Genomic DNA, 23,586 nt, shown 5'->3' on the forward strand with positions numbered 1-23,586 from the left:
TTGAAGCGACTTTTTCCGCATCTTTGTTGGAAACGAGATACGATTTAGTGGACCGCTCCAAGCACTTGCCCAATGCGCTCCCGGCTGACCCGACACGGCGGATCTCTGGCGTGTCATAGGGTGAAGTAGCGCACGACGCTAGAGCCGTTACAAAGCTCAGAATAATGACCGTATATCGCAATGTTATTTCCGCTTAGATTGAAGTTGAGTCTCAGCGTTGCCATCGCTACCACTGAAGCCTATGTTTCAACACATAAATCGTTTGGCTGATCTTCGCCATCTACGAAACCCCTCACAACACGGTGCAATAAGCTCCCCACGCACCGCCGATATCGTGGAAGACTAGTATCAAAGTCCCTGTCAACTGGAAGGCTGGCGGAGGATGATTTTGGGCGCAAGCGGGAAACGCTCTTCGCCACTACCAAGGCATTGCGGAATTTTGTTCCAGCCGCTGGCGATTTCATTTGATGCCGGCTAAGGCATTGAGAAAAGACGGATTTGGAGAGTACCATGAGCGATATCGACCGCCGCTATGCGGAGCGCCTGATGGGGCAAGCCCGCCTCGACGCGCTGGTGATCTTCCAGCCTGAAGCCTTTCGGTACGCGATCGGCGCGGCGGCCGGCGTCGCGACCATGTGGGGCAGGGCGGGTGCGGCGATCGCGCTCGTACCGGCCGATGCCTCGGCGGGGCTTGCCGCAGTCGCCAGTGACCACGCCGCCGGATCAATCCGCAAGGCCGTGCCGGATGTCGATCTGCGCACCCATCGCGTCTGGATCGACATGCTCGATCTTACGGGGGCCGGGAACGTCGATCAGATCAACGAGGCCTATCGCCAGCTCGGCTCGGCCGGTCCGCGGCCGGAAACGTTCGATCGATCCGCCTGTTTTGGCCTGCTCGGTGATCTGCTGAAGGAGCGCGGCCTCGAGCGGTCAAAGATCGGCGCCGACCTCGAATTCATGCCGGCCGCCGATTTCGAGGCGTTGAAACTGGCTTTGCCGACTGTGAGCTGGGCTGACGGCTCGGAAGTGCTGCGGCGTCTGCGGGCCGTTAAAACGCCGGGCGAGATCGAACGCCTGCGCCGCGCAGCGAGAGCGGCAGAAGCCGGGCTCGTGCGGATGGTGGCGGTGGTGAAGCCCGGCGCATCGCTCGCCGAGCTCTCTTCCGCATGGAAGGCCGGCGCCCAGGCGGATGCGGCGGAAGGCGGCTTCGGCCTCAGCAGCCACTGGGATTTCATCTCGGTCGGCACCGACCTCTCCGACATGGCCGCGGTGGTGACACCAGGCGCACTGATCAAGGCGGATGTCGGGGCGCTGGTCGATGGCTATTCCTCCGACGGCGCGCGCACTTTTACCCATGGCCCAGCATCGCCGTTGGCGCGCGAAATCTTCAAGGCGCTGGAGAGTGCCTTCGCCGCCGGCCTCGATGAGCTTCGCCCGGGCAATACGTTCGGCGCCGTGCATGCAGTCATGCTGGCCTCGATGCGCAGGGATGGCTTTGCGGAATATTATCGCGGCCATTTCGGCCATTCCGTCGGCGGCAGCGTCGGTATCGAGGAATGGCCGTTCTTTTCCGCCGGCAATCCGGAAATCATCCAACCGAACATGGTGGTGGCGCTGGAGACGCCGTTCTATGGCCAAGGTATCGGCGCGCTGATGATCGAGGATCAGTTCCTGATCACCGAAACGGGGGCTGAATGCATGAATTCGCTGCCGCGGACATTGCGCGATCTTTCGGCAGAATAGGACAAGAGAAGGAAAGCGGCGTTGAACCTTTGTCGCCGGTCCTGTATCGGTGTCATACCTCCGGCGGTCTCGCCGGGAAGGATACCAGTCAGGCGGAATTTCGATCCTCAATGCTTACGAAAAAGGGAAAATACGGGCTCAAGGCGCTTGTCCATCTTGCCCAGCTTGAACCCGGCAAAACCGCCTTCGTCAGCGACATCGCCCAACAGAACAATATTTCCAAGAAATTCCTCGATGCAATCCTGCTCGAACTGCGCAAGGGCGGCATGCTGCGCTCCAAAAAGGGACCCGGCGGTGGTTATGCACTTTCCAAGCCCGCGTCGCAGATTTATGTCGGCCAGGCGGTCCGCATCCTCGACGGTCCGCTCGCCCCGATCCGCTGCGCCAGCAAGACGGCGTTCGAGCCTTGCGACGATTGCGATCACCCGGAAGATTGTCAGATCCGCCACTCGATGACGGAGGTGCGCGACGCGATCGCATCGGTGCTCGACAACATGACGCTGGAGCAGATGGTCGCCAAGCGCTCGAGCGGCCTTGACGACGCCCAGGTCAGCAGCAAGTAGATCGCAAGCCGCAGCGGACTTCTAGAACTGTCCGTTCGGCCGCGGCACATTGCCGTTCAGGTGAAAATCGCCGATCGCGTGATGTTTCCAGCGCACCGGATCGTGCACCGTATGGGTTCGGGCATTGCGCCAGTGCCGGTCGAGGTTGAGGTCCTCCTTGGTCGCAGAAGTTCCGGCAAGTTCGAACAGGCCGTTGGTCGCGTCAAGCGCGGCCTCCGTGGTCAGGATCTTTGCGGCAGCGACGATGAGCGATGCCTCGATCGCCGTCTCGGATGACGGGTTGATCTGGGCGACATCGACCTTGCGACCGGCGCGCTCAAGAACCGCACTTGCCGCCTCCAGCTTCACCGCGATCGAACCAGTCCGCGCGATGGTCAGAGGGTCGGCGCTCGCGACCTCCACGCCGACATTGCGGATACCCCGGGATTTGCTGCGCACGAAGCCGATCATGTCGGCAAAGGCGGCGCGTGCGATCCCAAGATCGACCGCAGCGTGCAGCAGCTGGCCGAGCGAGCCGAGAGGCGCGTGCCGCTCGAAACTCCGGTAATAGCTGATGACCGAATCCGGCGAAACGTAGACATTGTCGATCACCACGGTACCGCTTGCGGTGGTTCGTTGACCGAACCCATCCCAGTCGTCGATGATCGATAATCCTTCCGCATCGCGCGGCACGATCGCCATCACTGCTCTTCCCTGGGGGTCGAGACCGAAGACAGCCACCCAATCGGCAAACAACGCGCCGGTCGAATAATATTTGCGGCCGGTGATGCGATAGCCGAGCCCATCGGCTACCAGCCGGGTTTCGATGTCGCCGGCCGCCTTCGTTCCCGATTCCGCCAGGGCATTGCCGAAATGCTCCCCGGCCAGCGCCCGTGCAAAGAAGTATTTCTTCTGCTCCTCACTGCCGGAAAGGCGCAGGGCTTCAAGAATGGAATAATGGTTCTGCGGGATCTGTCCAACCGATGCATCGGCCTCGGACAGAATGGCGATCACCTCCGCCAGGAAGGCGTTGGAAATGTCGGCGCCGCCATATTCGGCGGGCACGGTGATCCCCAGCAGCCCCGATTGGGCTACCAGTTCCATCTCGTCGTGCGGAAGAAGCCGCTCCCGGTCGCGAAGGCTCGAACCTTCGGCGATACGCGCCGAAAGACCCGTCGCCACCTCGATCGCCTGGTCCTCTGTCGCGAGGTATGGAGCCACCGCCCTGATCTTTTCTGCCAAATGGAAAACCCTGCTCATGTACCGCCTCCCGGATCAAGTCTGTCATTGAGCCACGCCACGAAGGCCGGGAGAAGGAATAAAGCTTCAATTGCACGCGTCGAACGAAGTGAATTTTCTCTTTTCAGCGGCCACATCGAGAGATTCGCCGATTGTCACGCCAAGTTGAGCGGAAGAAGAGAGAATTTCTCCGGCGCGATGCAATCGGCGCAACAACTTTCCTTAGCGCACCGGACAGGAGTGCCTAGTTTATGGGACCTAGACCGTTTCTCCTCTCAACAGAGCAACTCCCATGGCAAGATCGCTACACCTTACCGCCTTCATGCGTCCCGTCAGCCTGCATACCGGAGCCTGGCGTTATCCCGGAGCCTATCCGGACGCCAATTTCAATTTCGGGCATATCAAGTCCTTTATCCAGAAGCTGGAGGCCGCCAAGTTCGATGCTTTTTTCATGGCCGATCACCTGGCTGTGCTGAACATGCCGGTCGAAGCGCTGAAGCGCAGTCATACGGTAACGTCGTTCGAGCCGTTCACGCTGCTGTCGGCGCTTGCCGCGGTCACCGAGAAGATCGGTCTTGCGGCGACCGCCTCGACCACTTTCGACGAGCCCTATCACGTCGCTCGCCGGTTTGCCTCGCTCGACCATATCAGCAACGGCCGCGCCGCCTGGAACATCGTCACGACCTCCAATCCGGATTCCGCCCGCAATTTCGGTCTCGACGAGCATGTCGAGCACGGCGAGCGCTACAAGCGGGCGCGTGAGTTCTATGACGTCGTGACCGGGCTGTGGGACAGTTTCGCCGACGACGCCTTTATCAGGGACCAGCAAAGCGGCATTTTCTTCGATCCGGAAAAGATGCATGTGCTCGATCATAGAGGCGAAGAACTCAGCGTACGCGGGCCACTCAACATTGCCCGTCCGGTACAGGGCTGGCCGGTGATCGTGCAGGCGGGGCAGTCGGAACCGGGACGCCAGCTTGCCGCCGAGACCGCCGAACTGGTCTTCTGCTCGCCACGCGATCTCGCAGCTTCCAAGGTGCTCTATGGGGATATCAAGGGCCGCATGGTCGCCGCCGGGCGAAATCCCGACCATTTGAAGATCCTACCGGCCGCCTTCATCGTCGTCGGCGATACGGCGGAGGAAGCGAAGGCCAAGCGTGCGGTGCTCGACAGCCTGGTGCATTACGACAGCGCTATCGCCTCGCTGTCGATTGCGCTCGGCCACGACGCGTCGGCGTTCGATCCGGACGGTCCGCTGCCGGACATTCCGGAGACCAATGCCAGCAAGTCCGGCCGCGCCCAGGTCCTCAAGCTCGCCGAGCAGGAAAAACTGACGGTGCGCCAGCTTGCCCAGCGTTATGGCGGTTATTCGGGCCTCGCCTTCGTCGGCACGCCGGCAACCATCGCCGACGAGATGCAGAGCTGGCTTTCGGAAGAGGCAAGCGACGGCTTTACGGTCGTCTTCCCCTATCTGCCGCAGGGTCTGGACGACGTCACGCAACGGGTCATTCCGGAACTCCAGCGCCGCGGCATCTTCCGCCACGACTATGAGGGAACGACGCTTCGGGAGCATCTCGGCCTGCCGCGGCCTGCCAACCGCTTCTTTGCCTGAGGGAATGCAACCGCAAGCTGGCAGAGATCTCTATTTCGCCGATTGCCACATTTTGGACATAACAATTTCAAATGTGTCAACGAATTAGTATAGAGTTTTGATAGACTACATTGACCGGAAGGGGGTTTGGCCTGAAAGTTGGGAGGTATGACGTTCAACCAACTGGAGGCTGACGATGATTGCTGGTGGCTTATCCCTGTTTGGATTTGATCTGTTCGGGGCGACTCGGCGCGTGCCGGATAAAACAGGCGTAGACAGCGCCGAACGCAAGCCCCTTGAAAAAGGGCGCGAGGATCGTGATGAAAACCGCGATCCTGACCGCGAACATTCGGAAAGCTTCTTCTGGGGCATGTATCCAGTCTATTGAGACAACGCGCTGCAAGGCGATATCCAGAAATACATAAAGGCCGGCGAAGCGATCCGCTCCACCGGCCTTTTACGTTTGATCCAACCGATATCAGGCCGTGGGCTGCTTGGTCTTGCGCAGGTAAGGCAGGACCGTGTCGAACGAACCGAAGCGGGTGATCGCGTCCTCATTGGAAACGGCGGCGGTAATGATCACGTCCTCACCCTGCTTCCAGTTGGCCGGCGTCGCCACCTGGTGCTTGGCGGTGAGCTGGATCGAGTCGATCGCCCGCAGGATCTCGTTGAAGTTACGGCCGGTGGTCATCGGATAGGTGAGGATCAGCTTGATCTTCTTGTCCGGGCCGATGACGTAGACCGAGCGGACCGTCGCGTTGTCGGCGGGCGTGCGGCCTTCCGAGCTTTCGCCGGCTGCGGCCGGCAGCATGTCGTAAAGCTTGGCGACCTTGAGGTCTCGGTCGCCGATCAGCGGGTATTCCACTTCGAAGCCGGTCGCGGTCTTGATGTCGTCCTTCCACTTGCCGTGGCTTTCGACCGGATCGACGGAGATGCCGATGATCTTGACGCCACGCTTTTTGAATTCGCCCTCAAGGCCGGCCATGGCGCCGAGCTCAGTCGTGCAGACCGGCGTAAAGTTCTTCGGGTGGGAAAACAGCACGGCCCAGCCGCTGCCGATCCAGTCGTGGAAATGGATCGTGCCCTGGGTGGTTTCGGCGGTGAAATCCGGTGCTATGTCGTTGATACGAAGGCTCATGTTTCAGCTCCCTTGAATTGTTGTGTCTGCAGCGATCGGGACTTCAAAGCCGGCCCGATCAAGCGGCCGGTTGGGTCGCCTGTCAGTTATAGAGTATTTCGCGGATGCCTGCCTGCTCTTCCGGCGGACCGCTTCCTATGGTTGGCCAAAAGCAAGGAGCGACCATTGAAAACTCCGGATCCGTGTCAGCGAGAAGGATATAGCCGCTCCAAGATTGCGGGCCGACGCAGTTTGTTCCAAAATGCCGGCAGGAAAGAGTGTAGCTTTCCAAATCACGCCGTACCTGCACCGGTTCCATCATCCGCATCAGAAATGAGCCTCAGCGACGGTATCCAAGCGCCCGGCTGATATCGTCGGCTGCACTGCGGACCATCAGCAGAAAGCCCTCGCGCTGCTCGTTGTAACGCACGGTCGGAACGCCGAGATTGAGGGCCGCGACGGCCGCGCCGTTGCCATCGAAGATCGGCGCGGCAATACCGGTCGAGCCGGTGACGAACTCCTGATCGTTCAGTGCGTAGCCGTCCCGACGGACCTTTACCAGCATCTCGCGAATGCGCTCGATATCGGTGACGGTATAGCGGGTATAGGAGAGAAGCTGGACACGGGAAAGATAGTGCTCCAGCGCCTCCCTCGGGGTGAAGGCGAGCAATACGCGGCCGGTCGCGGTGCAATAGGCGGCGATCGCCGCATCGAGGTTTACGTCGTAGCGTACACGATGGCGGCTGACGCATTTCGCCAGCCGCCTGATGTCGCAATGGGCGTTCATCGTCGCCAGCAGGATGGTCTCGCCGGACTCGTCGCGCAGCTTTTCCATGAACGGTTTTGCCACGACGACCAGCGGCTCTTCGTGGCGCCGGAACGGAAAGCCATGCCGGGTCGCCTCGACCAGCATGTAGCGGCCGGCGTCGTCCTGGACCACGTGGCCGCGCGCCGCCAGCGTCTGAACGAGGCCGTGCGCGCTGCTTTTGGGGAAAGAAAGATCGCGCACGATCTGGGCCAGCGGCACCGCTTCCCGCCTGGACGCCATGTATTCCAGCAGATCGAGAATCCGGCCGGCGCTTTTGATTTCGGAGTTCATATATGTGAACGAAACCCCCATTGATGGTTATCGGATCGGCTCATAACAATTCTGCCCAGAAAGCAGCCACTCATATTTTCGAGTGTCGCGCTGATAAGGACGAACGATCTCATGAATGCGCCGAATAAGCAAAACGATGCCTCCGAACCCTGGACCTGGCCGGATAGTGTCTGGCAGCAGAAGGTTCAGAAGGTGCGCGCGGGGCGTTCCTTAAGGCCTGCGAAGTGGAGAAACGGCGCACGCATGGCAGTCGCATTGTCTTTCGATTCCGATCACGAGACGATGGAACTGCGCAACGGCGGCACGTCCTTCGGCACGATGAGCCGCGGCCAGTATGGCGCCCGCGCCGGCATGCCGCGCATCCTGCGGATGCTCGAAAAATACGCCGTGCCGGCCTCCTTCTTCATGCCGGCCGTCTCGGCGATGATCAATGCGGAAGAAGTGAAGACTGTCGTCTCATCCGGCCACGAGCTCGGCATCCACAGCTGGATCCACGAGTTCAATTCCCGGCTCGACGAGGTGACGGAACGCGACCTGGCGCTACGCGCTTCGGACACGCTCGAACGCCTGTCCGGCATCCGCCCGGTCGGCATGCGCACCGCGTCCTGGGACTTCAGCCCCTATACGCTGAAGATCGCCCGCGAGATGGGATTGCTCTACGATTCCTCGCTGATGGCCGACGAAGAACCTTACGAGCTTCTGGAGGACGGCGAGCCGACCGGCGTGGTCGAAATCCCGGTCGAGTGGATCCGCGACGACGCGCCCTATGTGGCGATGGACCGGATGACCGGCGCGCGGCCTTATGGGGGGCCGGCCATGGTGCTTGACATCTTTGCCCGCGAACTCGAAGTGGCCTGGGACGAGGGCGGGCTGTTCCAGCTCACCATGCACCCGCACCATGTCGGCCACCGGTCGCGGATCTTCATTCTGGAAGAGATCATCCGGCTCGCCAAGTCGAAGGGCGACGTCTGGTTCTGCACCCATGCGGAACTGGCGCGCTACTGTGCCGACGAGGCCGGCCTCAAGACCGCAGAGAAGGCGGCGTAAGCAGTTCTTGAATACAGCAGCAACAACAATGAGGGTAAGGAACATGTCTGCCAAATTCGCATCCGTAGCCGCTATGCTACTGGCGCTCACCGCTTCGACTGCGCTTGCGCAAACCAAGGATACGCTGACCATCGATCTGCCGAACGATGCGGCGACGCTCGATCCGCATCTGCAGTGGAATACCGACAGCTATTCGATCTACCGCAATATCTTCGACAACCTGCTGACCCGCGATGTGAAGGGCGAGATCGTTCCGCAGATCGCCAAGTCGTGGAAATATCTCGACGACAAGATGATCGAGTTCCAGATCCGCGACGACGTCACCTTCCAGGACGGCACGAAGCTCACCGCCGAAGACGTCGCCTTCTCGATCAACCGCATCATCGACCCGAAGCTGAAGAGCCCGCAGCTTTCGCAGTTCGATCAGATCGCCAAGGCCGAGGCGGTGAGCCCGAACGTGGTCAAGATGACCACCAAGTCGCCCTATCCGGCGCTGCTCGCTCAGCTCGTCAAGCTGTCGATCGTGCCGAAGGCCTATGTCGAAAGGGTCGGCGACCAGGAATTCAACTTGAAGCCGCTCGGCTCCGGCCCTTACAAGATGGCCAACTGGCAGAAGGGCGTTCAGACCGAACTTGAAGCCTACGGCAGCTACTGGCGCGCCAAGCCGCCGTTCCAGAAGGTGGTCTTCCGCACCGTTCCGGATGTTTCGACCCGCATCGCCGACCTGAAGACCGGCAAGGCCGACCTCGTCCGCGACGTGCCGCCGGATCAGGCCGAGAGCATCAAGAACGACTCGAATTCGCAGGTCCTGTCGGTTCCGACCGAGCGCATCGGCTACCTGTTCATCAATGCCCAGGGCGGCGCCACCAAGGACATCCGCGTCCGCCAGGCGATCGCCTATGCGATCGACCGCGAGGCGCTCGTCGAAGCCCTGCTCGAAGGCTACGGCAAACCGGTGGAAGTGCTCGGTGCCGAACCGGTCTTCGGCTACACCGACAAGGTCAAGGGATACGAATACAATCTCGACAAGGCGAAGGAACTGGTGAAGGCCGCCGGCGCGGAAGGTGCGACCGTCGAATTCCTGACCTCTCCCGCCTATAGCCGCGCCACCGTGGAAGCCATCCAGCAGATGGTCAACGAAGCCGGCCTCAAGGTGGAGATCTCGTCCAGCGACCAGGCGACCTTCCTGAAGCGCCGCCAGGGCGACCCCGCCAATGCCGGCGGTCTTGCCTTCGGCGCATGGTCCTGCGCCTGCCAGGACGTCGACGGCGTGATCTTCCCGCTGTTCCGCACCGGCAGCATCTGGGCCAAATATTCGAACCCGAAGTTCGATGAAGCCGTCGACAAGGCACGTGTCATCCTCGACAAGAACGAGCGGCTGAAGCTCTATGAGCAGGCCTACCAGGTTATCAAGGACGACGTTCCGGGCCTCGGCCTCTACCAGGCCTATGCGCTCTATGGCGCGAACAAGAAGCTGAAGTGGCAGCCGACCGCCAACGAAGCCATGTTCGTCATGGACATGAGCTGGCAGCAGTAACAGACGGATAATACGATCATGTTGAGATACGCCGTCGAACGTTTGATACAGGCGATCATTGCGATCTTCGGCGTTCTCACCATCGTCTTCGTCGTCATGCATCTGTCGGGCGACCCGACCCTGCTGCTCGTGCCGCAGGACGCGTCGGCCGAGATGATCGCCCAGTTGCGCAGCCAGCTCGGTTTCGACCGGCCGATCTGGGTACAATATCTCGAATATCTGGGCGGCCTTTCCCATTTCGACTTCGGCATTTCCGTCGTTCAGCGGGTGCCCGCATTCGATATCGTCTTTTCGCGCCTGCCTTATACCGCGATGCTTGCCGCCGGCGCGCTGGTGGTTGCGATCGGCATGGGCATTCCGGCCGGCATCGTCACGGCGACCAGGCGCGGCGGCTGGCTCGAGCGGCTGCTGACCGCGATCGTCGTTACCGGCCAGAGCGTGCCGACCTTCCTGTCCGGCATCGTGCTGATCTTCGTCTTCGGCGTGACGCTGCGCTGGCTGCCCACCTCCGGCTCTGGCGATTTCGCCTCGCTGATCATGCCCTCTTTGGCGCTCGGAGCGATCTCGATGTCGACCTTCGCCCGCATGACCCGTATCTCGATCATCGACGAACTTGGCAAGGACTATGTCAGGGCAGGGCGCGCCCGCGGCCTGTCGCTCGGCTCCGTCGTGTTCCGCCATGTGCTGCGCAATGCAGCGATCCCGGTCATCACCATCGCCGCGCTCGAAATCGGCAACCTGCTTGCCGGTGCCGTCATCGTCGAGACCGTGTTCGCCTGGCCGGGCATCGGCCAGCTCGCCATCCAGTCCATCCAGTCTCGCGACTTCCTGGTTGTCCAGGTGATCGTGCTTTTGATTTCCTTCGTTTATGTGCTGACCAGCGTGATCGCGGATTTCGTCTACGCGCTCGTGGATCCGCGCATCCGTCTGGTTCGATAAGGAGAAGGCTTTGAGCACCGCCGTCCTCGCCCTTCGCCAACGCCTTCGCCGGGTCCCTCTCTCGGTCATCGTCGTATCGATCATCTTCCTGGTGATCGTGCTTCTGGCGATCTTCGCGCCCTGGGTGGCGCCGGCCGATCCCAATCGGCAGAACCTGCTCGGCCGCCTGAAGCCGCCAGGCTTCGAGATGCGCGGCATCACTTACTGGCTCGGCACCGACGATCTCGGACGCGACCTGCTGTCGCGCACGCTCTATGGGGCGGGCGTCTCGCTCTCGGTCGCCGTGCTGTCCGTGGTCGTCTCGTCATTGGTCGGTGTGACGCTGGGGATGATTGCCGGCTGGTTCCGGGGCAAGATCGAGATCCTCATCATGCGGCTCGTCGATATCATGATGTCGATCCCGGCGATCCTGCTCGCAGTGCTGACCGTCGCAGTGCTCGGTCCGGGCTTCCTGAAGCTGGTCCTGGTGCTCGGCCTCACCCGCTGGCCGCGCTATACCCGCGTCGCCTATGCCCAGACGCTGCAGGTGGCGAACCTGCCCTTCATCAAGGCTTCGGAGCTGGCGGGGGCAGGGGCGGCACGCATCCTTTTCCACCACATCCTGCCGAATATCGCCGGGCCGGTGCTGATCGTCGCAACCGCCGAATTCGGCCTGATGATCCTGATGGAAGCCGGCCTTTCCTTCCTCGGCCTCGGCATCCAGCCACCGGCCTCGAGCTGGGGCTCGATTATGAGCGTTGGCCGTCAATATATCGAACGAGCCTGGTGGATCGTTGCCTTTCCCGGTGTCTGCCTCTTCCTGCTCGTCTTTTCCGTCAACGTGCTTGGCGACTGGTTGCGAGACCAGCTCGACCCACGTTCCCGTACCCGTTGAACCGTTTGGCGCATTAAGGTTTCAAGTCATGGAATTCGAAAACAAGACCATCGTCATCACCGGTGCCGCCGGCATCTTTGGCCGCTGGATCGCCGCCTATTTCGCCCGGGAAGGCGCAAGGCTTTGTCTCAGCGATATCCGAATGGATGGACTGGAAAAGGCGGTCGCCGAGCTCGGTCTCGGCCGTTCCAGGGTTCTGCTGCATGCGACCGAACTGACCAGCGATGCCTCGATGCTCGAACTCGTCGATCTCGTGAAGCGTGAATGGAAAGCGCCGGACATACTCGTCAACAATGCCGGCATCTATACCCGCTTTAGCCTGCTCGACATGGAATTCTCCGACTGGGACCGCGTCTTCGGCGTCAACCTGCGCGCCCCCTTCGTGCTCTCTCGTGAGTTCGCAAAGCTGATGATCGCCGAAGGCAAGGCCGGCTCGATCGTCAACATCTCCTCGGGTGCTGCCCGCAAGATGAACCAGAATTCCGTCCCCTATTGTACATCGAAGACCGCGATCGAGCGGCTCTCCAAGGGGTTCGCCATGGAGCTCGCCGAATACGGCATTCGCGTCAACGTCGTCGAGCCGGGTTTTGCGCCGGGCAGCGAGGTGAGCGAGCTTTCCGATGAATACGTCACCAACATGCTGAAGAACATTCCGCTCGGCCGCGCCAGCGGTCCCGAGGATGCGCCGGGCGCCATCGCCTATCTCTGCTCGGACAAGGCCGCCTTTATCACCGGCGCCGTGATCAGCGTCGATGGCGGCAATTCGATCGGCAATTACAAGCGTCCCGAACGGGCCAGGACGACAGGCTGAGGAAACATGATGGACGCCGCTGCCAATCCATTGCTGACGGTCGATCGGCTCACCATCGATATCGGTGGCGCCAATGTCGTCGACGATATCTCCTTCACTGTAGCGCCCGGCAAAGTCATGGCGCTGGTGGGAGAGTCCGGCTGTGGCAAATCGCTGACCTCCTATGCCATGCTCGGCCTGCTGCCGCCCGCCGCCCGCCGCACCGCCGGTCGGATCATGCTCGAAAATACCGATCTTGCGGCCCTGTCCGAGCGACAGTTCCGCAAGGCGCGCGGCAAGGACATCTCGATCATCTTCCAGGAGCCGAGCGCCTCGCTCGATCCGCTGACGACGGTCGGCTCGCAGATTGCCGAGGCCTATCGCGCCCATCACGGCGTCTCGAAGGCCGAGGCCTATGAGAAGGCGCGGCAGATGCTGGTCGATGTCGGCATTCCCGACCCGACAAGGCGACTGGATCAATATCCGTTCGAACTGTCCGGCGGCATGTGCCAGCGCATCATGATCTCGATCGCGCTGATCTGCGGCCCGCGCGTGCTCGTCGCCGACGAACCGACCACGGCGCTCGACGTGACCATCCAGGCGCAGATACTCGACCTGATGAAGAAGCTGGTCGCCGATCGCGGCACGGCAATCGTGCTGATCACCCACGACATGGGCGTGGTCGCCGATATCGCCGACGACGTGGCGGTGATGTATGCGGGCCGCATCGCCGAAATCGCGCCGGTGCACGATCTCTTCCGGCAGCCCAAGCACCCCTATACGGCCCTTTTGCTGGCCAGCGTCCCCAAGCTCGATGATGCGCCGAAGGCGGACCTCGCGACCATCGAGGGGACGGTGCCGACGCCGAACGAATTCGGCGTCGGCTGCCGTTTCACCGAACGCTGTCCGCTCGCGACCGGCAAGTGTCGCACCGAACAGCCGCCTCTTTTCGATTGCGGCGGAAGCCATCGTTCGGCCTGCTGGCATATCGATCGCATGGCGGAAATCCGCGAGGTGGCGGCATGAGCGAGCGTCAGAACGTTCTCGAAATCCGCGACGTGGCGGTGCATTTCGGCGGCCGAGGCGGATTGCTCGGCAAAGCCGGCCCGGTGATCAAGGCGGTCAACGGCGTTGACCTCAATATCGCCCGCGGCGAGACCGTGGCGCTGGTCGGTGAATCCGGCTGCGGCAAGTCGACCCTTTCCAACACCATTGTCGGCCTGCAGGCTCCCATTTCGGGAAGCGTGCGCATCAGCGGCGACGAAGTGGTCGGCGCCAATCGCCGGCAGCTCAACGATATCCGCCGCAAGGTGCAGATGATCTTCCAGGATCCTGCATTGTCTCTCGACCCGCGGTCCACGGTGGGCGCCACCATCGGCGAACCGCTGATCGTGCGCGGCGTCGCCAAAGGCAAGGCGCTAAAGGAACGTGTCGCAACGCTGCTACAACAGGTCGGCCTGCGTCCCGAACATGCGGACCGATATCCGCACCAGTTCTCCGGCGGCCAGCGCCAGCGCGTAGTGATCGCCCGCGCACTTGCCCTGGAGCCGGATCTGCTGATCTGCGACGAGCCAGTCTCGGCGCTCGACGTTTCTGTTCGCGCCCAGATCCTCAACCTGCTGGTCGCCTTGCAGAAGCGCACCGGCGTCTCCTACCTGTTCGTCAGCCATGATCTCGGCGTGGTCCGGCACATCTGCGACCGGGTGGCGGTCATGTATCTCGGCCGGTTCGTCGAGATGGCCGACCGTGACACCTTCTTCGCCAATCCGAAACATCCCTATACCAAGGCGCTGATGTCGGCCGTGCCGGAGGCCGACCCAGAGGTGCAGCGCGCCAAACAGCGCTTCATCCTCAGCGGCGAGTTGCCAAGTCCTTCAAACATCCCGTCTGGCTGCGCCTTCCACACACGCTGTCCGCTTGCGACCGAAATCTGCTCGAGAGAGCGGCCGGAACTGACGCCACGCGCCGATGGCGCCCGTGTCGCCTGTCATCACGCGTAGGAGAATGCCATGAGCGATGTTCCAGGGAACGAAACACTCCGGCTGACCGGCCTGGATGCCCAAGCAGAAATCCGCATCGACCGCTGGGGCATCCCGCATATCAGGGCGGCAAGCGATAAGGACCTGTTTTTCGTCCAGGGGTTCAACGCCGCCCGCGACCGGCTATGGCAACTCGACCTTTGGCGCAAGCGTGGCCTCGGGCTTCTCGCCGCCGATTTCGGCCCTGGCTATCTGGCGCAGGATCATGCCGCCCGGCATTTCCTCTATCGCGGCGACATGACCCCTGAATGGATTTCCTATGCACCGGATACGCAGGCGATCTGCACCGCCTTTGCGGCCGGCATTAACGCCTATATCACGCTCTGCAAGGCGGAACCGGCCCGCCTGCCGCCCGAATTCGCCGTCTTCGACACCAGGCCGTCGCGGTGGGAGCCGGACGACGTGGTGCGCATCCGCAGCCACGCGCTGACCCGCAACGGCATTTCGGAAATACTGCGCGCCAACATCATGGCGCTTGCGGACGCCGAAACGGACCTGCTGCGCTTTGAACTCGATCCGCCCGTCTCTCTGAAACAGGCCGACGGGATCTCGCTCGCCGATATTCCGCTTGCCGCGACCCGTCTCTTCAAGCTTGCCACCGCGGCCGTCACCTTCGACAAGGCCCGGCTGGCGGCAGCACTCGACGACGTCTGGAAATGGACGGAGGTCACCGATCTCGGCGATATCGTTCAGGCGATCGCGGAGGAAGGGTCCAACAACTGGGCGGTGCACGGTTCGCGCACCGAAACCGGCCGGCCGATCCTTGCAAGCGATCCGCACCGGGCGCATGCAGTGCCGTCGCTGCGTTATCTCGTTCACCTTCAAGCCCCGGGCTTCAACGCCATCGGCACCGGCGAACCGACCGCGCCCGGCATCTCGCTTGGCCATAACGACCGCACCGCCTTCGGCCTCACCATCTTCGGCGCCGATCAGGAAGACGTCTATGTTTATGAGACGAAGGACGGCGATACGGAACACTATCGTTATGGCGACGGCTGGGAGAAGATCACCCGCGTGGAGGAGAATTTCGCGGTCAAGGGTCATGCCGAGCAGACGCTGACGCTCTCCTTCACCCGCCACGGCCCGATCCTCCACGAGAACCTAGAGATTCGCCAGGTCATTGCCATGCGCTCCGTCTGGCTCTCGCCGGGGTCGGCAGCCTATCTTGGCAGCCTGTCCTATATGCGCAGCGGTTCGGTTCAGGCGTTTTCGCAGACGCTCGGGTCTTGGGGCACGCCGTCCGTCAACCACGTCAGTGCCGATGTGGACGGCAATATCGGCTGGTTCACCGCCGGTTTCACGCCAGTGCGCCGCAACTGGGAAGGGCTGCTGCCTGTGCCGGGCCACGGCTCTCATGAATGGGATGGGTTCCTGTCGGCCGGCGATCTGCCGTACGCCTATAACCCGGCGGATGGCTTCGTCGCCTCCGCCAACGAAATGAACCTGCCGGCCGACCGCGACCCGACAGCCCCTTCCATCGGCCACGAATGGGCGGAGGTCAGCCGCGCCCAGCGCATCAAGTCGGTCCTGCGCGCCGATCCCAAACACACGCTACGGGCCTCGATGGCCTTGCAGACCGATATCTATTCCCGCCCGGCCGCGACCATCTGCGCCGTGCTTCAAAAAGTCGCCAGCCGTCAACCGCTGGATGACCGGCAGGAGCGCGCCATAAAGCTTTTCGACGGCTGGGAATACCGTCTTGAAGCGGGGAGTGCACCGGCCACGCTCTTCGAAGTCTGGTGGATGAAACACCTGCGGCCGGCACTGTTGGCGAGGTTCGCACCGAACCCGACCGTCCGCCAACTGCTGCTGCCCGGCGATGTCGACCGGATGCTGGTGCTGCTCAGCGAACCCGGCACACTCTGGGACGCCGCCGATCGCGACGCCATGCTGCTATCGACGCTTTCCGCCGGCTTTGCCGATTGCGAAATCCGGCTCGGCCCTGATCCAGCCGCCTGGCGCTGGGGCGACCTGCACCGCGCGCTCTTCGAACACGCGACCAGCCGTATCAAGGCCGAAGGCGCCACTGACTGGAATGTCGGCCCGCTGCCGCTGGGAGGCAGCCGCTCGACGCCGATGCATGCCGCCTATCGGATGGGCGATTTTAGCGTCAACGCCGGCGCCTCCGTCCGCCTCGTCATGGATGTCGGCGACTGGGACAACAGCGTCTGCATCAACACCCCCGGCCAGTCCGGCGATCCGCGCTCGCCGCACTATCGGGACTTGGCCAGCATTTGGTCGAAAGGCGAATACGTGCCGCTCCTCTACAGCGACGACCGCATCGCCGAGGAAACGATCCACCGCATTATGCTTCTGCCGGCTTGAGCGGGCGAGACCTGTACCTTTACCCGAGCTGCATCTGAGTGGGCGCACCTTGCTGAGATTGGAAAAGTGGTGGGCCACGCGGGAATAGCCGTTGAGATCCGAAATGGCCTTGTCGACGACGCGGCAGCAGATCGCACCTGTAGTGACGGCGGGCAGGGGTCTTGTTGATATTTTTGGGGCGACTAACGTGCCAGCCGCCGAAAAATTCGCTCTTACTAAATCAAAAATCCTGATACAGATGAAGGGCAACAGCATGATCTGAAGTATGAAGCCGAATTTTCTCACAGTTTCCGCTGGTACCGGCAGCTTGGTTCTAAAGGGCCTGGCTTCACCCATTCGAGTCAACATTCTTCAGCTTCTCCATGATCGGGGAAAGCTAAACGTCAATGAAATTAGCGCGGCCTTGTCGCTGCCGCAGTCGACAGTTGCCGTGAACATTCTGACTCTTGAAGAGGCCGGTCTCATCGAGACTTCTTCAGTCAAGGCGACCAAAGGCAATCAGAAGATTTGCAGCGCCAAATACGACGAGATCATCGTCAGGTTCGACACCGCTGAAAAAGCAACCAGGAACAACCAGATCGAGGTCGCGATGCCTCTAGGGCTCTACACGAGCTGCGAAGTTTCCGCACCCTGCGGGCTTTGCTCGCCAGACGGCGTCATCGGCCTGCTGGATGTTCCCGATTTTTTTCTGGATCCCGGCCGGGTGCAAGCAGCGTTGATCTGGTTCGGGCGCGGTAATGTCGAATACAAATTTCCAAACAACGCCAAGCTTGTGAAGTCAGCGGTCGAGGCAATCGAATTTTCCATGGAGCTTTCGTCGGAAGTGCCGGGGACGAACGTCAACTGGCCATCCGACATAACGCTGTGGATCAACGAACATCGCATTGGGACGTGGACGTCACCCGGTGACTACGGCGACAAACGCGGGGTCTATACGCCACAGTGGTGGAAGCTTGAAGGCTCTCAATACGGAAAGCTGAAGACTTGGCGCGTAACCAAGCAGGGATCGTTTATCGACGGCGTATCGATCTCCAACGTCACAATCGACGACATCGGCTTGGCCGAGCATCATTCGATCAGGATGAAAATCGGCATAGAAGAGCATGCCCCCCACCCAGGGGGCATCAACATCTTCGGTCGCGGCTTCGGCAACTACGATCAGGACATCATCATGCGGCTCTATCTCGCCTGACGAGGGCTAGGACAAGCACGATCCGTCCTCGACCTCGGCTTCACAGGGAAGCGCCAAACTGAACGACGTTCCATGACGCCGGGGGAACGGTGACCGTGACACTGCCGCTCGTCACCTCTATGTCCCTCAGATTGTGAGGGGCCACCTTGTCCGGCTCATTCTTGGTGTTGCTCGCCTTGAGGTCATCGTGATGCAGCGAATGTGCTCGCTGCAGCTTTAGCCCGCCAAAGCCGGTTGCCGCGATATCAATCTGCATGTCGTCGGAAAGGTGCCGGTTCAGGATAAAAAGGGTGACTGTCTTGTTCTCTTCGGAATGCACTGCCGAGAACTTGAGGTAGGGAACCGCGTCGATCTTGTCGTACAGGTCTTCCGTGTGCGTGGGGTCGTAGTAGCGAGTGGCATAGGTCGGCGTATCCACGCGAGTTCTGAGAACACTGCCCCTGCCAAGATTGCTGAAGTCCGAGAAAGGCCAAAAGATCGTTTGCCGCCAGGCCGGACCACCGGTTTCCGTCATGATGGGGGCAATGGCGTTTACAAGCTGGGCGAGGCATCCGGCCTTGACGCGATCGGCGTGATTGAGGAGTGAGATGCATGCGCCGCCGAAGGCAAGCGCATCCTGCATGTCGTATTCCTCCTCCAGGATGGGTGGAGCAACGGGCCATCCTTCCTTGACGCGGTTATGTTCGCCGCGCCGGGTGCGATACCAGACATTCCACTCATCGAAACTCAGCATGATGCGCTTGCGGGAGCGACGGCGCGCCGCGACGGCATCGGCAATCGAAACCACTTCTTCGATGAAGCTGTCCATCAGGTCAGGGCTTGCGAGGAACGACGGCGTATCGTCGGCATAATTATTGAGATAGGTGTGCAGCGATATGAACTCGACATGATCGAACGTGTGTTCGAGGACGATCCTCTCCCATTCGCCATATGTCGCCATTTTTCGTCCGGAGGATCCGCAGGCCGCCAGTTCAATGGTCGGATCGGTCATCCGCATCATCTTTGCGGTCTCGGCGGCGATGCGACCGTATTCCTCGGCAGTCTTCGCCCCCATCTGCCAGCCGCCGTCCATCTCGTTGCCCAGGCACCAGAATTTGATGTCGTGCGGTTTCTCCCAGCCGTGCTGTTGGCGCAGGTCGGAAAGGTGGGTGCCGGAAGGATGATTGCAGTATTCAAGCAGATGGCGGGCTTCGTCGGGTCCGCGCGTACCGAGGTTGACAGCCAACATCGGTTCGATGCCGGCAACCCGGCACCAGTCCATGAATTCGTTGGTTCCGAAATGATTGGTGTCGACGGATTTCCATGCGAGATCGAGGCGGCGTGGGCGCTGCTCGACCGGCCCCACTCCATCTTCCCAATTGTAACCGGAAACGAAGTTGCCGCCCGGATAGCGCATGATGGTGGGATTGAGCTCGCGCACGAGCTCCAGAACATCCCGCCTGAACCCTTTTTCGTCAGCCGTTGGATGGCCAGGTTCGAAAATGCCGCCGTAGACGCAGCGGCCAAGATGCTCGATAAACGCGCCGAACAGACGGTTGTCGGTTTCACCAATGATAAAGTCCCGGTCGAACCGGGCTTGGGCCTTGATCATCTCAAATCTCACTTTGCTTCAGGAAATGGATAATTCGCCGCTAATACGACTGCGGCTCTGTCTCGAGGGCGGCTGGGTGGGGCGATGCACGCGCTTGCTGAGACGCGGCGCTGTCGCCGGTCAGCACGCCGCGGCCGTTCGGGTCGGGAGAAAGGATGGCGGACTTCAGGAGCTGGGAGTACGGATGCTGGGGGTTATCAAGAACGAGGCGCGCCGCACCGCTTTCGACGATCTCCCCCTTGCGCATGATGACGATCCTGTCGCTCACGTAATAGGCCGTGGCAAGATCGTGCGTGATGTAAATGATGGAAACCTTGAGATCGTCGCGCAGTGCACGGAACAGATTGACGATGGACATTCTCAGCGAGGCATCGACCATCGAAACCGGCTCGTCCGCGATAAGCATCGACGGGCCGGGGATAAGTGCCCGGGCAATCGCCACTCGCTGGAGTTGGCCTCCTGAGAGTTCATGTGGAAAACGGCCGCGGACTTCAGCAATCGTAAGGCCGACGTTGTTCAGCGCCTTGTCAGCAACGGCTTCCACCTGCGCGGGTGATCGAGCCTCAGTGAAGTTCTTTGCTGTCATGAACAGATAGCGATCGACGCGTTTTAGAGGGTTGAACGCCTCGAAAGGATTCTGGAAGATCGGCTGAACCTCTTTCATGAACCTTCGCCGCGCCCCAGTCCCGCGGATCGAAGCCAGGTCCCGACCCTTGAAGAAGATCGTCCCCGCGCTTGGTCGGACCATATTGAGGATCATCCTCGCAAGCGTCGTCTTGCCGCTTCCGGATTCGCCGATAATCGTGAAGATTTGAGGTTCATCGCCCTCCAGGCGGAACGACACATTGTCGACCGCCCGGAATTCCTGACGGCCAAGCAAGCCCCCCCGTTTGTAGAGCCTGGAGACGCCGTCGAGGTGCAGAAGAGGAGCCGTCATCGCTCGACCTCCAATGCCTCGGGCTGGTTCGGCTTCCCATCAGCGATCGGCAGGACGTCCGAACTCGCCGCAAAACATGCCACCCTGTGATCTTCTGCGAGGGTGGTAAGGGCGGGGTTCTCGTGTCGGCAAATCTCCATCGCCAGTGGGCATCGCGGATGGAAACGACACCCTTTTGGAGGATCGGCCAGGTTCGGCGGGGTTCCGTGAAGCCCGTCGCGTGTATGCCTGTCGCCGATCGTCGGAAGGCTGGCGATCAGATGGGCCGTGTACGGATGCAAAGGATTGGCAAAAACGTCAGCCGTTCGCCCTTCTTCGACAAGCCGTCCGGCATACATGATGCCGAGCCTGTCCGCGATATTTGCATGAACCGTCAGGTCGTGGGTCACGAAGATCATTGACGATCCGAATTCATGTTGCGTTTCCCGGATCATCGCGAGGACGTCTTTCTGGACGACGACATCGAGCGCGGTCGTCGGTTCGTCGGCGATGATGAATTCCGGCTTACAAAGTGTCGCGAGCGCGATACAAACGCGCTGTCGCATCCCGCCCGATAGTTCGTGTGGATAGGAGCGAAGTATCTCAGCAGGAAGGCGCAGCCGCTCCAGATGGCGCCGCACCTCCTGGTCGAATTCGGCGCGTGGCAAATGCATGTGCCGGAACGCGAAATCCTCGAAGGTTTTGTGAATGCGACGAACGGGATTGAGCACGTTCATCGAGCCTTGCAGGATGTAGGAGAGGTGTTGCCAGCGTATGGCGGTGCGTCGTGCCGGGGACAAAGCGTAGAGATCGTCGTCGATGAAGCTGTAGTTTACCTGCCCGCCGACAATTTCCAGCGGGGGTCTGATCGCAGCGGCGATCGCTTTGATGAACGTGGTTTTGCCGCAACTGGATTCGCCTGCAATGCCATAGATCTCGTGCTTGCGCACGTGCATCGAGATCCCGTCAACAGCCCTTACTTCGCGGTCGATCCCAAAATATTTCATCCGGTAGTAGGCGCGAAGGTCACTCGTTTCCAGGACGTGCGCGTTTCCGTGACCGGCTGAGGCGGAGATCTGCGTCATCAGGAATTCCCCATCCGATCGAGCCGGCTGCGCGGATCGATGTATTCATTCATCGAGATGGCCAGAAGGAAGAGTCCGATGAACGTCAACGTCACGAAAAGGGTTGGGAAAAAGTACCACCACCAGACGCCGGACACCATTGCACTGTGCTGGTTGGCCCAGAAGATCATGCCGCCGATGGTCGGCGTATCGACATCGGTAAAGCCCAAGACCGCAAGCGTGACTTCGAGCCCGATCGACCAGTTCATGTTGTTCATGAACGTCGAGAAGACGATCGGGAGCACATAGGGCAGATGTTCCTGCGTGACGATCCTTGGCATGGACATGCCGGAGAAGACGCTGGTGTTGGTGAATTCACGGGTTCTGAGGCTTATCATGACTGATCGAATAAGCCGCGCATCATAGGCCCATCCGAGGCCCGCCATGACGAGTGCAAGCACGAACCAGGTCATGTCGTCACGCAACACAAAATAGAGCAGGACCAGAAGCGGGAAGAGTGGGATGACGATAAACGTATCGTTGATCGACATCAGGATACGGTCAACGATCCCGCCGACATAACCCGAGATCAGCCCGATCACCAGGGAGAGAATGCGGCTGATGAGCGCTACGATGAAGCCGAAGGCGAGAGTATTGCGAATCGCAAAGGTCAATTGCCAGAAAATGTCCTGACCGCGCGAATTGGTTCCGAATACATATTCCAGCGACGGTGGCGCATCCAAGGCCACAAGGTAGGAGTCGATCGGCTCGTAGGGGGAGAAGAAAGAGGCAGCGGCGATGCCGAGGATGATCGCCATGATCACGCATCCGATCGCAAACTCGCCGTTATAGCGGAACAGGTCTCTGAGGACGGCAATCATTGGCTCACCTGTACGCGCGGGTCGATCAGGGGATAGATGATGTCGATGATGAAGACGGCCGCCGAGACCGCGATGATGGCAATCGACGTGATCCCTAGAACGAGCGAATAATCCGCCGCATGGACTGCCTCGACCAGGAGGCGCCCGATGCCCGGGTATCCGAAAACCTGCTCGGTGATTACCGCACCGTTGAAGATTGCGCCGATCGACATCGCAAGGCCGGTGATCTGCGGCAAGAATGCGTTACGCATCACGTAGGACGTCACCAGCCGCTTCTCGGGAACACCGGCGAGCGCAGCGTATGTGACATAGTCGTCGGTAACGATATTCGAGACCAGCGCCCGCATTCCCATGAACCAGCTTCCGACACCGACGAGGATGAGGGAGAGCGAAGGCAGAATGGAGTGCAACAGAACGCTGCCCACGAATTGCGGCGTCCAGCCGGTCGCAAGATTCATCTCGTAGCCGCCGCTGCTCGGCAGGATCGGCAGCAGGAATGTGAAGACGATCAACAGAACGAAGGCGACTATGTAGTAGGGCACGGGATGGAGCCCCATCATGATCATGCCGAGGATCCGAAGGATCCGATTGCGGCTGTAGTAGCCCGCCAATCCGCCGAGGATATTGCCGATAAACCAGCTCAATACGGTGGACACTGTAAGGAGACCAATAGTCCAGGGGATGGCTCTTCCGATCAGTTCACTCACGGGCGTGGGGAATGCCGACAGCGAGGGGCCGAAGTCGAGCATGGCAAGTCGTCGCCAGAAAATGAGATATTCCTCCCACAGATTGTCGCCGACGCCGTAGAGTTCCTTAAGGGACTGCCGAAGAAGTTCGATGGATTCGGGGCTGGAAAAACCAAATGTACTGACTTGAGCGACGGCATGCTCGACCGGATCTATCGGCGTAAGATGCGTGATCAGAAACGTGATGCTGATGCCGACAAAAACGACCAGCGCGAACTGCAGGACGCGCTTGGCCACGTAGATGGCGTAGGAACGCATTGATGCCTCGCATATCGGGATGAGGTCTCCGCCCGGCGCTTGGAGGCGCCGGGCGG

At 60.6% G+C, this 23,586-nt stretch carries 22 protein-coding genes; 14 read left to right on the forward strand and 8 right to left on the reverse strand.

The annotated features are described in order from the left end of the window. Window positions 1-510 precede the first annotated feature (510 nt). Together J2857_RS21805 and J2857_RS21810 are read left to right on the forward strand one after the other, a co-directional pair. On the forward strand, window positions 511-1,743 hold the full coding sequence (locus J2857_RS21805) for a M24 family metallopeptidase (protein WP_210012173.1): 1,233 nt from the start codon (window positions 511-513) through the stop codon (window positions 1,741-1,743). Window positions 1,744-1,853: 110 nt separating this feature from the next. Beyond that, complete coding sequence (locus tag J2857_RS21810) at window positions 1,854-2,306, forward strand: RrF2 family transcriptional regulator (RefSeq protein ID WP_210012174.1); 453 nt, start codon at window positions 1,854-1,856, stop codon at window positions 2,304-2,306. 21 nt (window positions 2,307-2,327) lie between these two features. Here J2857_RS21810 and J2857_RS21815 read toward each other — a convergent pair whose 3' ends face one another. Further along, window positions 2,328-3,545 (reverse strand): SfnB family sulfur acquisition oxidoreductase, encoded by a 1,218-nt coding sequence (locus J2857_RS21815; protein WP_210012175.1) that lies wholly within the window; start codon window positions 3,543-3,545, stop codon window positions 2,328-2,330. 271 nt (window positions 3,546-3,816) lie between these two features. Here J2857_RS21815 and J2857_RS21820 point away from each other — a divergent pair, with 271 nt between their 5' ends. Both J2857_RS21820 and J2857_RS21825 read left to right on the forward strand, forming a co-directional pair. After that, complete coding sequence (locus J2857_RS21820) at window positions 3,817-5,136, forward strand: LLM class flavin-dependent oxidoreductase (protein WP_210012176.1); 1,320 nt, start codon at window positions 3,817-3,819, stop codon at window positions 5,134-5,136. A 175-nt stretch (window positions 5,137-5,311) separates the two neighbouring features. Further along, complete coding sequence (locus tag J2857_RS21825; protein ID WP_210012177.1) at window positions 5,312-5,503, forward strand: hypothetical protein; 192 nt, start codon at window positions 5,312-5,314, stop codon at window positions 5,501-5,503. 90 nt (window positions 5,504-5,593) lie between these two features. Here the strand turns inward: J2857_RS21825 and J2857_RS21830 are convergent, their stop codons facing one another. Continuing rightward, window positions 5,594-6,253 carry a peroxiredoxin gene (locus tag J2857_RS21830; protein ID WP_037083730.1) on the reverse strand — a complete coding sequence of 220 codons (660 nt, stop codon included), beginning with the start codon at window positions 6,251-6,253 and terminating at the stop codon, window positions 5,594-5,596. Between the two features lie 319 nt (window positions 6,254-6,572). Then, window positions 6,573-7,331, reverse strand: a complete 759-nt coding sequence (locus J2857_RS21835) for an IclR family transcriptional regulator (protein ID WP_037079159.1) — start codon at window positions 7,329-7,331, stop codon at window positions 6,573-6,575. Between the two features lie 111 nt (window positions 7,332-7,442). Here J2857_RS21835 and J2857_RS21840 point away from each other — a divergent pair, with 111 nt between their 5' ends. The 10 genes from J2857_RS21840 to J2857_RS21885 all read left to right on the forward strand — a co-directional run bounded on the left by J2857_RS21840 (window position 7,443) and on the right by J2857_RS21885 (window position 18,074). Further along, entirely contained in the window at window positions 7,443-8,378 is a 936-nt protein-coding gene (locus J2857_RS21840) for a polysaccharide deacetylase family protein (protein ID WP_210012178.1), read from the forward strand. A gap of 43 nt (window positions 8,379-8,421) precedes the next feature. Further along, window positions 8,422-9,915: an ABC transporter substrate-binding protein gene (locus J2857_RS21845; RefSeq protein WP_210012179.1), complete on the forward strand. Its 1,494-nt coding sequence runs from the start codon at window positions 8,422-8,424 to the stop codon at window positions 9,913-9,915. A gap of 18 nt (window positions 9,916-9,933) precedes the next feature. Next, window positions 9,934-10,854 carry an ABC transporter permease gene (locus J2857_RS21850; protein WP_037078643.1) on the forward strand — a complete coding sequence of 307 codons (921 nt, stop codon included), beginning with the start codon at window positions 9,934-9,936 and terminating at the stop codon, window positions 10,852-10,854. A 10-nt stretch (window positions 10,855-10,864) separates the two neighbouring features. Further along, complete coding sequence (locus J2857_RS21855) at window positions 10,865-11,728, forward strand: ABC transporter permease (RefSeq protein WP_037078640.1); 864 nt, start codon at window positions 10,865-10,867, stop codon at window positions 11,726-11,728. Window positions 11,729-11,756: 28 nt separating this feature from the next. Further along, window positions 11,757-12,539, forward strand: coding sequence for an SDR family NAD(P)-dependent oxidoreductase (locus tag J2857_RS21860; protein ID WP_210012180.1), 783 nt, complete (start codon window positions 11,757-11,759; stop codon window positions 12,537-12,539). 6 nt (window positions 12,540-12,545) lie between these two features. Then, on the forward strand, window positions 12,546-13,544 hold the full coding sequence (locus J2857_RS21865) for an ABC transporter ATP-binding protein (protein ID WP_210012181.1): 999 nt from the start codon (window positions 12,546-12,548) through the stop codon (window positions 13,542-13,544). Continuing rightward, window positions 13,541-14,518 (forward strand): ABC transporter ATP-binding protein, encoded by a 978-nt coding sequence (locus tag J2857_RS21870; RefSeq protein ID WP_210012182.1) that lies wholly within the window; start codon window positions 13,541-13,543, stop codon window positions 14,516-14,518. Before J2857_RS21865 ends, J2857_RS21870 begins: the two co-directional genes overlap by 4 nt. A gap of 9 nt (window positions 14,519-14,527) precedes the next feature. Further along, a complete protein-coding gene (locus tag J2857_RS21875; protein ID WP_210012183.1) occupies window positions 14,528-16,882 on the forward strand; it encodes a penicillin acylase family protein in 2,355 nt (784 codons plus the stop codon). A 103-nt stretch (window positions 16,883-16,985) separates the two neighbouring features. Further along, complete coding sequence (locus J2857_RS21880; RefSeq protein ID WP_210012184.1) at window positions 16,986-17,144, forward strand: hypothetical protein; 159 nt, start codon at window positions 16,986-16,988, stop codon at window positions 17,142-17,144. A 3-nt stretch (window positions 17,145-17,147) separates the two neighbouring features. Further along, window positions 17,148-18,074: an ArsR/SmtB family transcription factor gene (locus J2857_RS21885; RefSeq protein ID WP_037078626.1), complete on the forward strand. Its 927-nt coding sequence runs from the start codon at window positions 17,148-17,150 to the stop codon at window positions 18,072-18,074. Window positions 18,075-18,114: 40 nt separating this feature from the next. Here J2857_RS21885 and J2857_RS21890 read toward each other — a convergent pair whose 3' ends face one another. From J2857_RS21890 to J2857_RS21910, 5 genes are read right to left on the reverse strand one after another with little or no spacing between them, the layout of a single operon-like run. Continuing rightward, entirely contained in the window at window positions 18,115-19,662 is a 1,548-nt protein-coding gene (locus J2857_RS21890) for an alpha-N-arabinofuranosidase (RefSeq protein WP_373426779.1), read from the reverse strand. A gap of 43 nt (window positions 19,663-19,705) precedes the next feature. Next, window positions 19,706-20,602, reverse strand: coding sequence for an ABC transporter ATP-binding protein (locus tag J2857_RS21895; RefSeq protein ID WP_210012186.1), 897 nt, complete (start codon window positions 20,600-20,602; stop codon window positions 19,706-19,708). Then, window positions 20,599-21,666 carry an ABC transporter ATP-binding protein gene (locus J2857_RS21900; RefSeq protein ID WP_210012187.1) on the reverse strand — a complete coding sequence of 356 codons (1,068 nt, stop codon included), beginning with the start codon at window positions 21,664-21,666 and terminating at the stop codon, window positions 20,599-20,601. The genes J2857_RS21895 and J2857_RS21900 overlap by 4 nt, the downstream gene beginning before the upstream one ends. Beyond that, a complete protein-coding gene (locus J2857_RS21905; RefSeq protein ID WP_037078620.1) occupies window positions 21,666-22,526 on the reverse strand; it encodes an ABC transporter permease in 861 nt (286 codons plus the stop codon). The genes J2857_RS21900 and J2857_RS21905 overlap by 1 nt, the downstream gene beginning before the upstream one ends. Further along, complete coding sequence (locus J2857_RS21910; protein WP_210012188.1) at window positions 22,523-23,530, reverse strand: ABC transporter permease; 1,008 nt, start codon at window positions 23,528-23,530, stop codon at window positions 22,523-22,525. Before J2857_RS21910 ends, J2857_RS21905 begins: the two co-directional genes overlap by 4 nt. Between the last annotated feature and the right edge of the window lie 56 nt (window positions 23,531-23,586).

This window comes from Neorhizobium galegae (assembly GCF_017877055.1).
GTDB lineage: Bacteria > Pseudomonadota > Alphaproteobacteria > Rhizobiales > Rhizobiaceae > Neorhizobium > Neorhizobium galegae_D.

Bases quoted from the DNA above. Each gene is read 5' to 3' on its own strand.
- J2857_RS21805 (WP_210012173.1), top strand. From the start codon at position 511: ATGAGCGATATCGACCGCCGCTATGCGGAGCGCCTGATGGGGCAAGCC.
- J2857_RS21810 (WP_210012174.1), top strand. From the start codon at position 1,854: ATGCTTACGAAAAAGGGAAAATACGGGCTCAAGGCGCTTGTCCATCTT.
- J2857_RS21815 (WP_210012175.1), bottom strand. From the start codon at position 3,545: ATGAGCAGGGTTTTCCATTTGGCAGAAAAGATCAGGGCGGTGGCTCCA.
- J2857_RS21820 (WP_210012176.1), top strand. From the start codon at position 3,817: ATGGCAAGATCGCTACACCTTACCGCCTTCATGCGTCCCGTCAGCCTG.
- J2857_RS21825 (WP_210012177.1), top strand. From the start codon at position 5,312: ATGATTGCTGGTGGCTTATCCCTGTTTGGATTTGATCTGTTCGGGGCG.
- J2857_RS21830 (WP_037083730.1), bottom strand. From the start codon at position 6,253: ATGAGCCTTCGTATCAACGACATAGCACCGGATTTCACCGCCGAAACC.
- J2857_RS21835 (WP_037079159.1), bottom strand. From the start codon at position 7,331: ATGAACTCCGAAATCAAAAGCGCCGGCCGGATTCTCGATCTGCTGGAA.
- J2857_RS21840 (WP_210012178.1), top strand. From the start codon at position 7,443: ATGAATGCGCCGAATAAGCAAAACGATGCCTCCGAACCCTGGACCTGG.
- J2857_RS21845 (WP_210012179.1), top strand. From the start codon at position 8,422: ATGTCTGCCAAATTCGCATCCGTAGCCGCTATGCTACTGGCGCTCACC.
- J2857_RS21850 (WP_037078643.1), top strand. From the start codon at position 9,934: ATGTTGAGATACGCCGTCGAACGTTTGATACAGGCGATCATTGCGATC.
- J2857_RS21860 (WP_210012180.1), top strand. From the start codon at position 11,757: ATGGAATTCGAAAACAAGACCATCGTCATCACCGGTGCCGCCGGCATC.
- J2857_RS21865 (WP_210012181.1), top strand. From the start codon at position 12,546: ATGATGGACGCCGCTGCCAATCCATTGCTGACGGTCGATCGGCTCACC.
- J2857_RS21870 (WP_210012182.1), top strand. From the start codon at position 13,541: ATGAGCGAGCGTCAGAACGTTCTCGAAATCCGCGACGTGGCGGTGCAT.
- J2857_RS21875 (WP_210012183.1), top strand. From the start codon at position 14,528: ATGAGCGATGTTCCAGGGAACGAAACACTCCGGCTGACCGGCCTGGAT.
- J2857_RS21880 (WP_210012184.1), top strand. From the start codon at position 16,986: ATGGCCTTGTCGACGACGCGGCAGCAGATCGCACCTGTAGTGACGGCG.
- J2857_RS21885 (WP_037078626.1), top strand. From the start codon at position 17,148: ATGAAGCCGAATTTTCTCACAGTTTCCGCTGGTACCGGCAGCTTGGTT.
- J2857_RS21895 (WP_210012186.1), bottom strand. From the start codon at position 20,602: ATGACGGCTCCTCTTCTGCACCTCGACGGCGTCTCCAGGCTCTACAAA.
- J2857_RS21900 (WP_210012187.1), bottom strand. From the start codon at position 21,666: ATGACGCAGATCTCCGCCTCAGCCGGTCACGGAAACGCGCACGTCCTG.
- J2857_RS21905 (WP_037078620.1), bottom strand. From the start codon at position 22,526: ATGATTGCCGTCCTCAGAGACCTGTTCCGCTATAACGGCGAGTTTGCG.
- J2857_RS21910 (WP_210012188.1), bottom strand. From the start codon at position 23,530: ATGCGTTCCTACGCCATCTACGTGGCCAAGCGCGTCCTGCAGTTCGCG.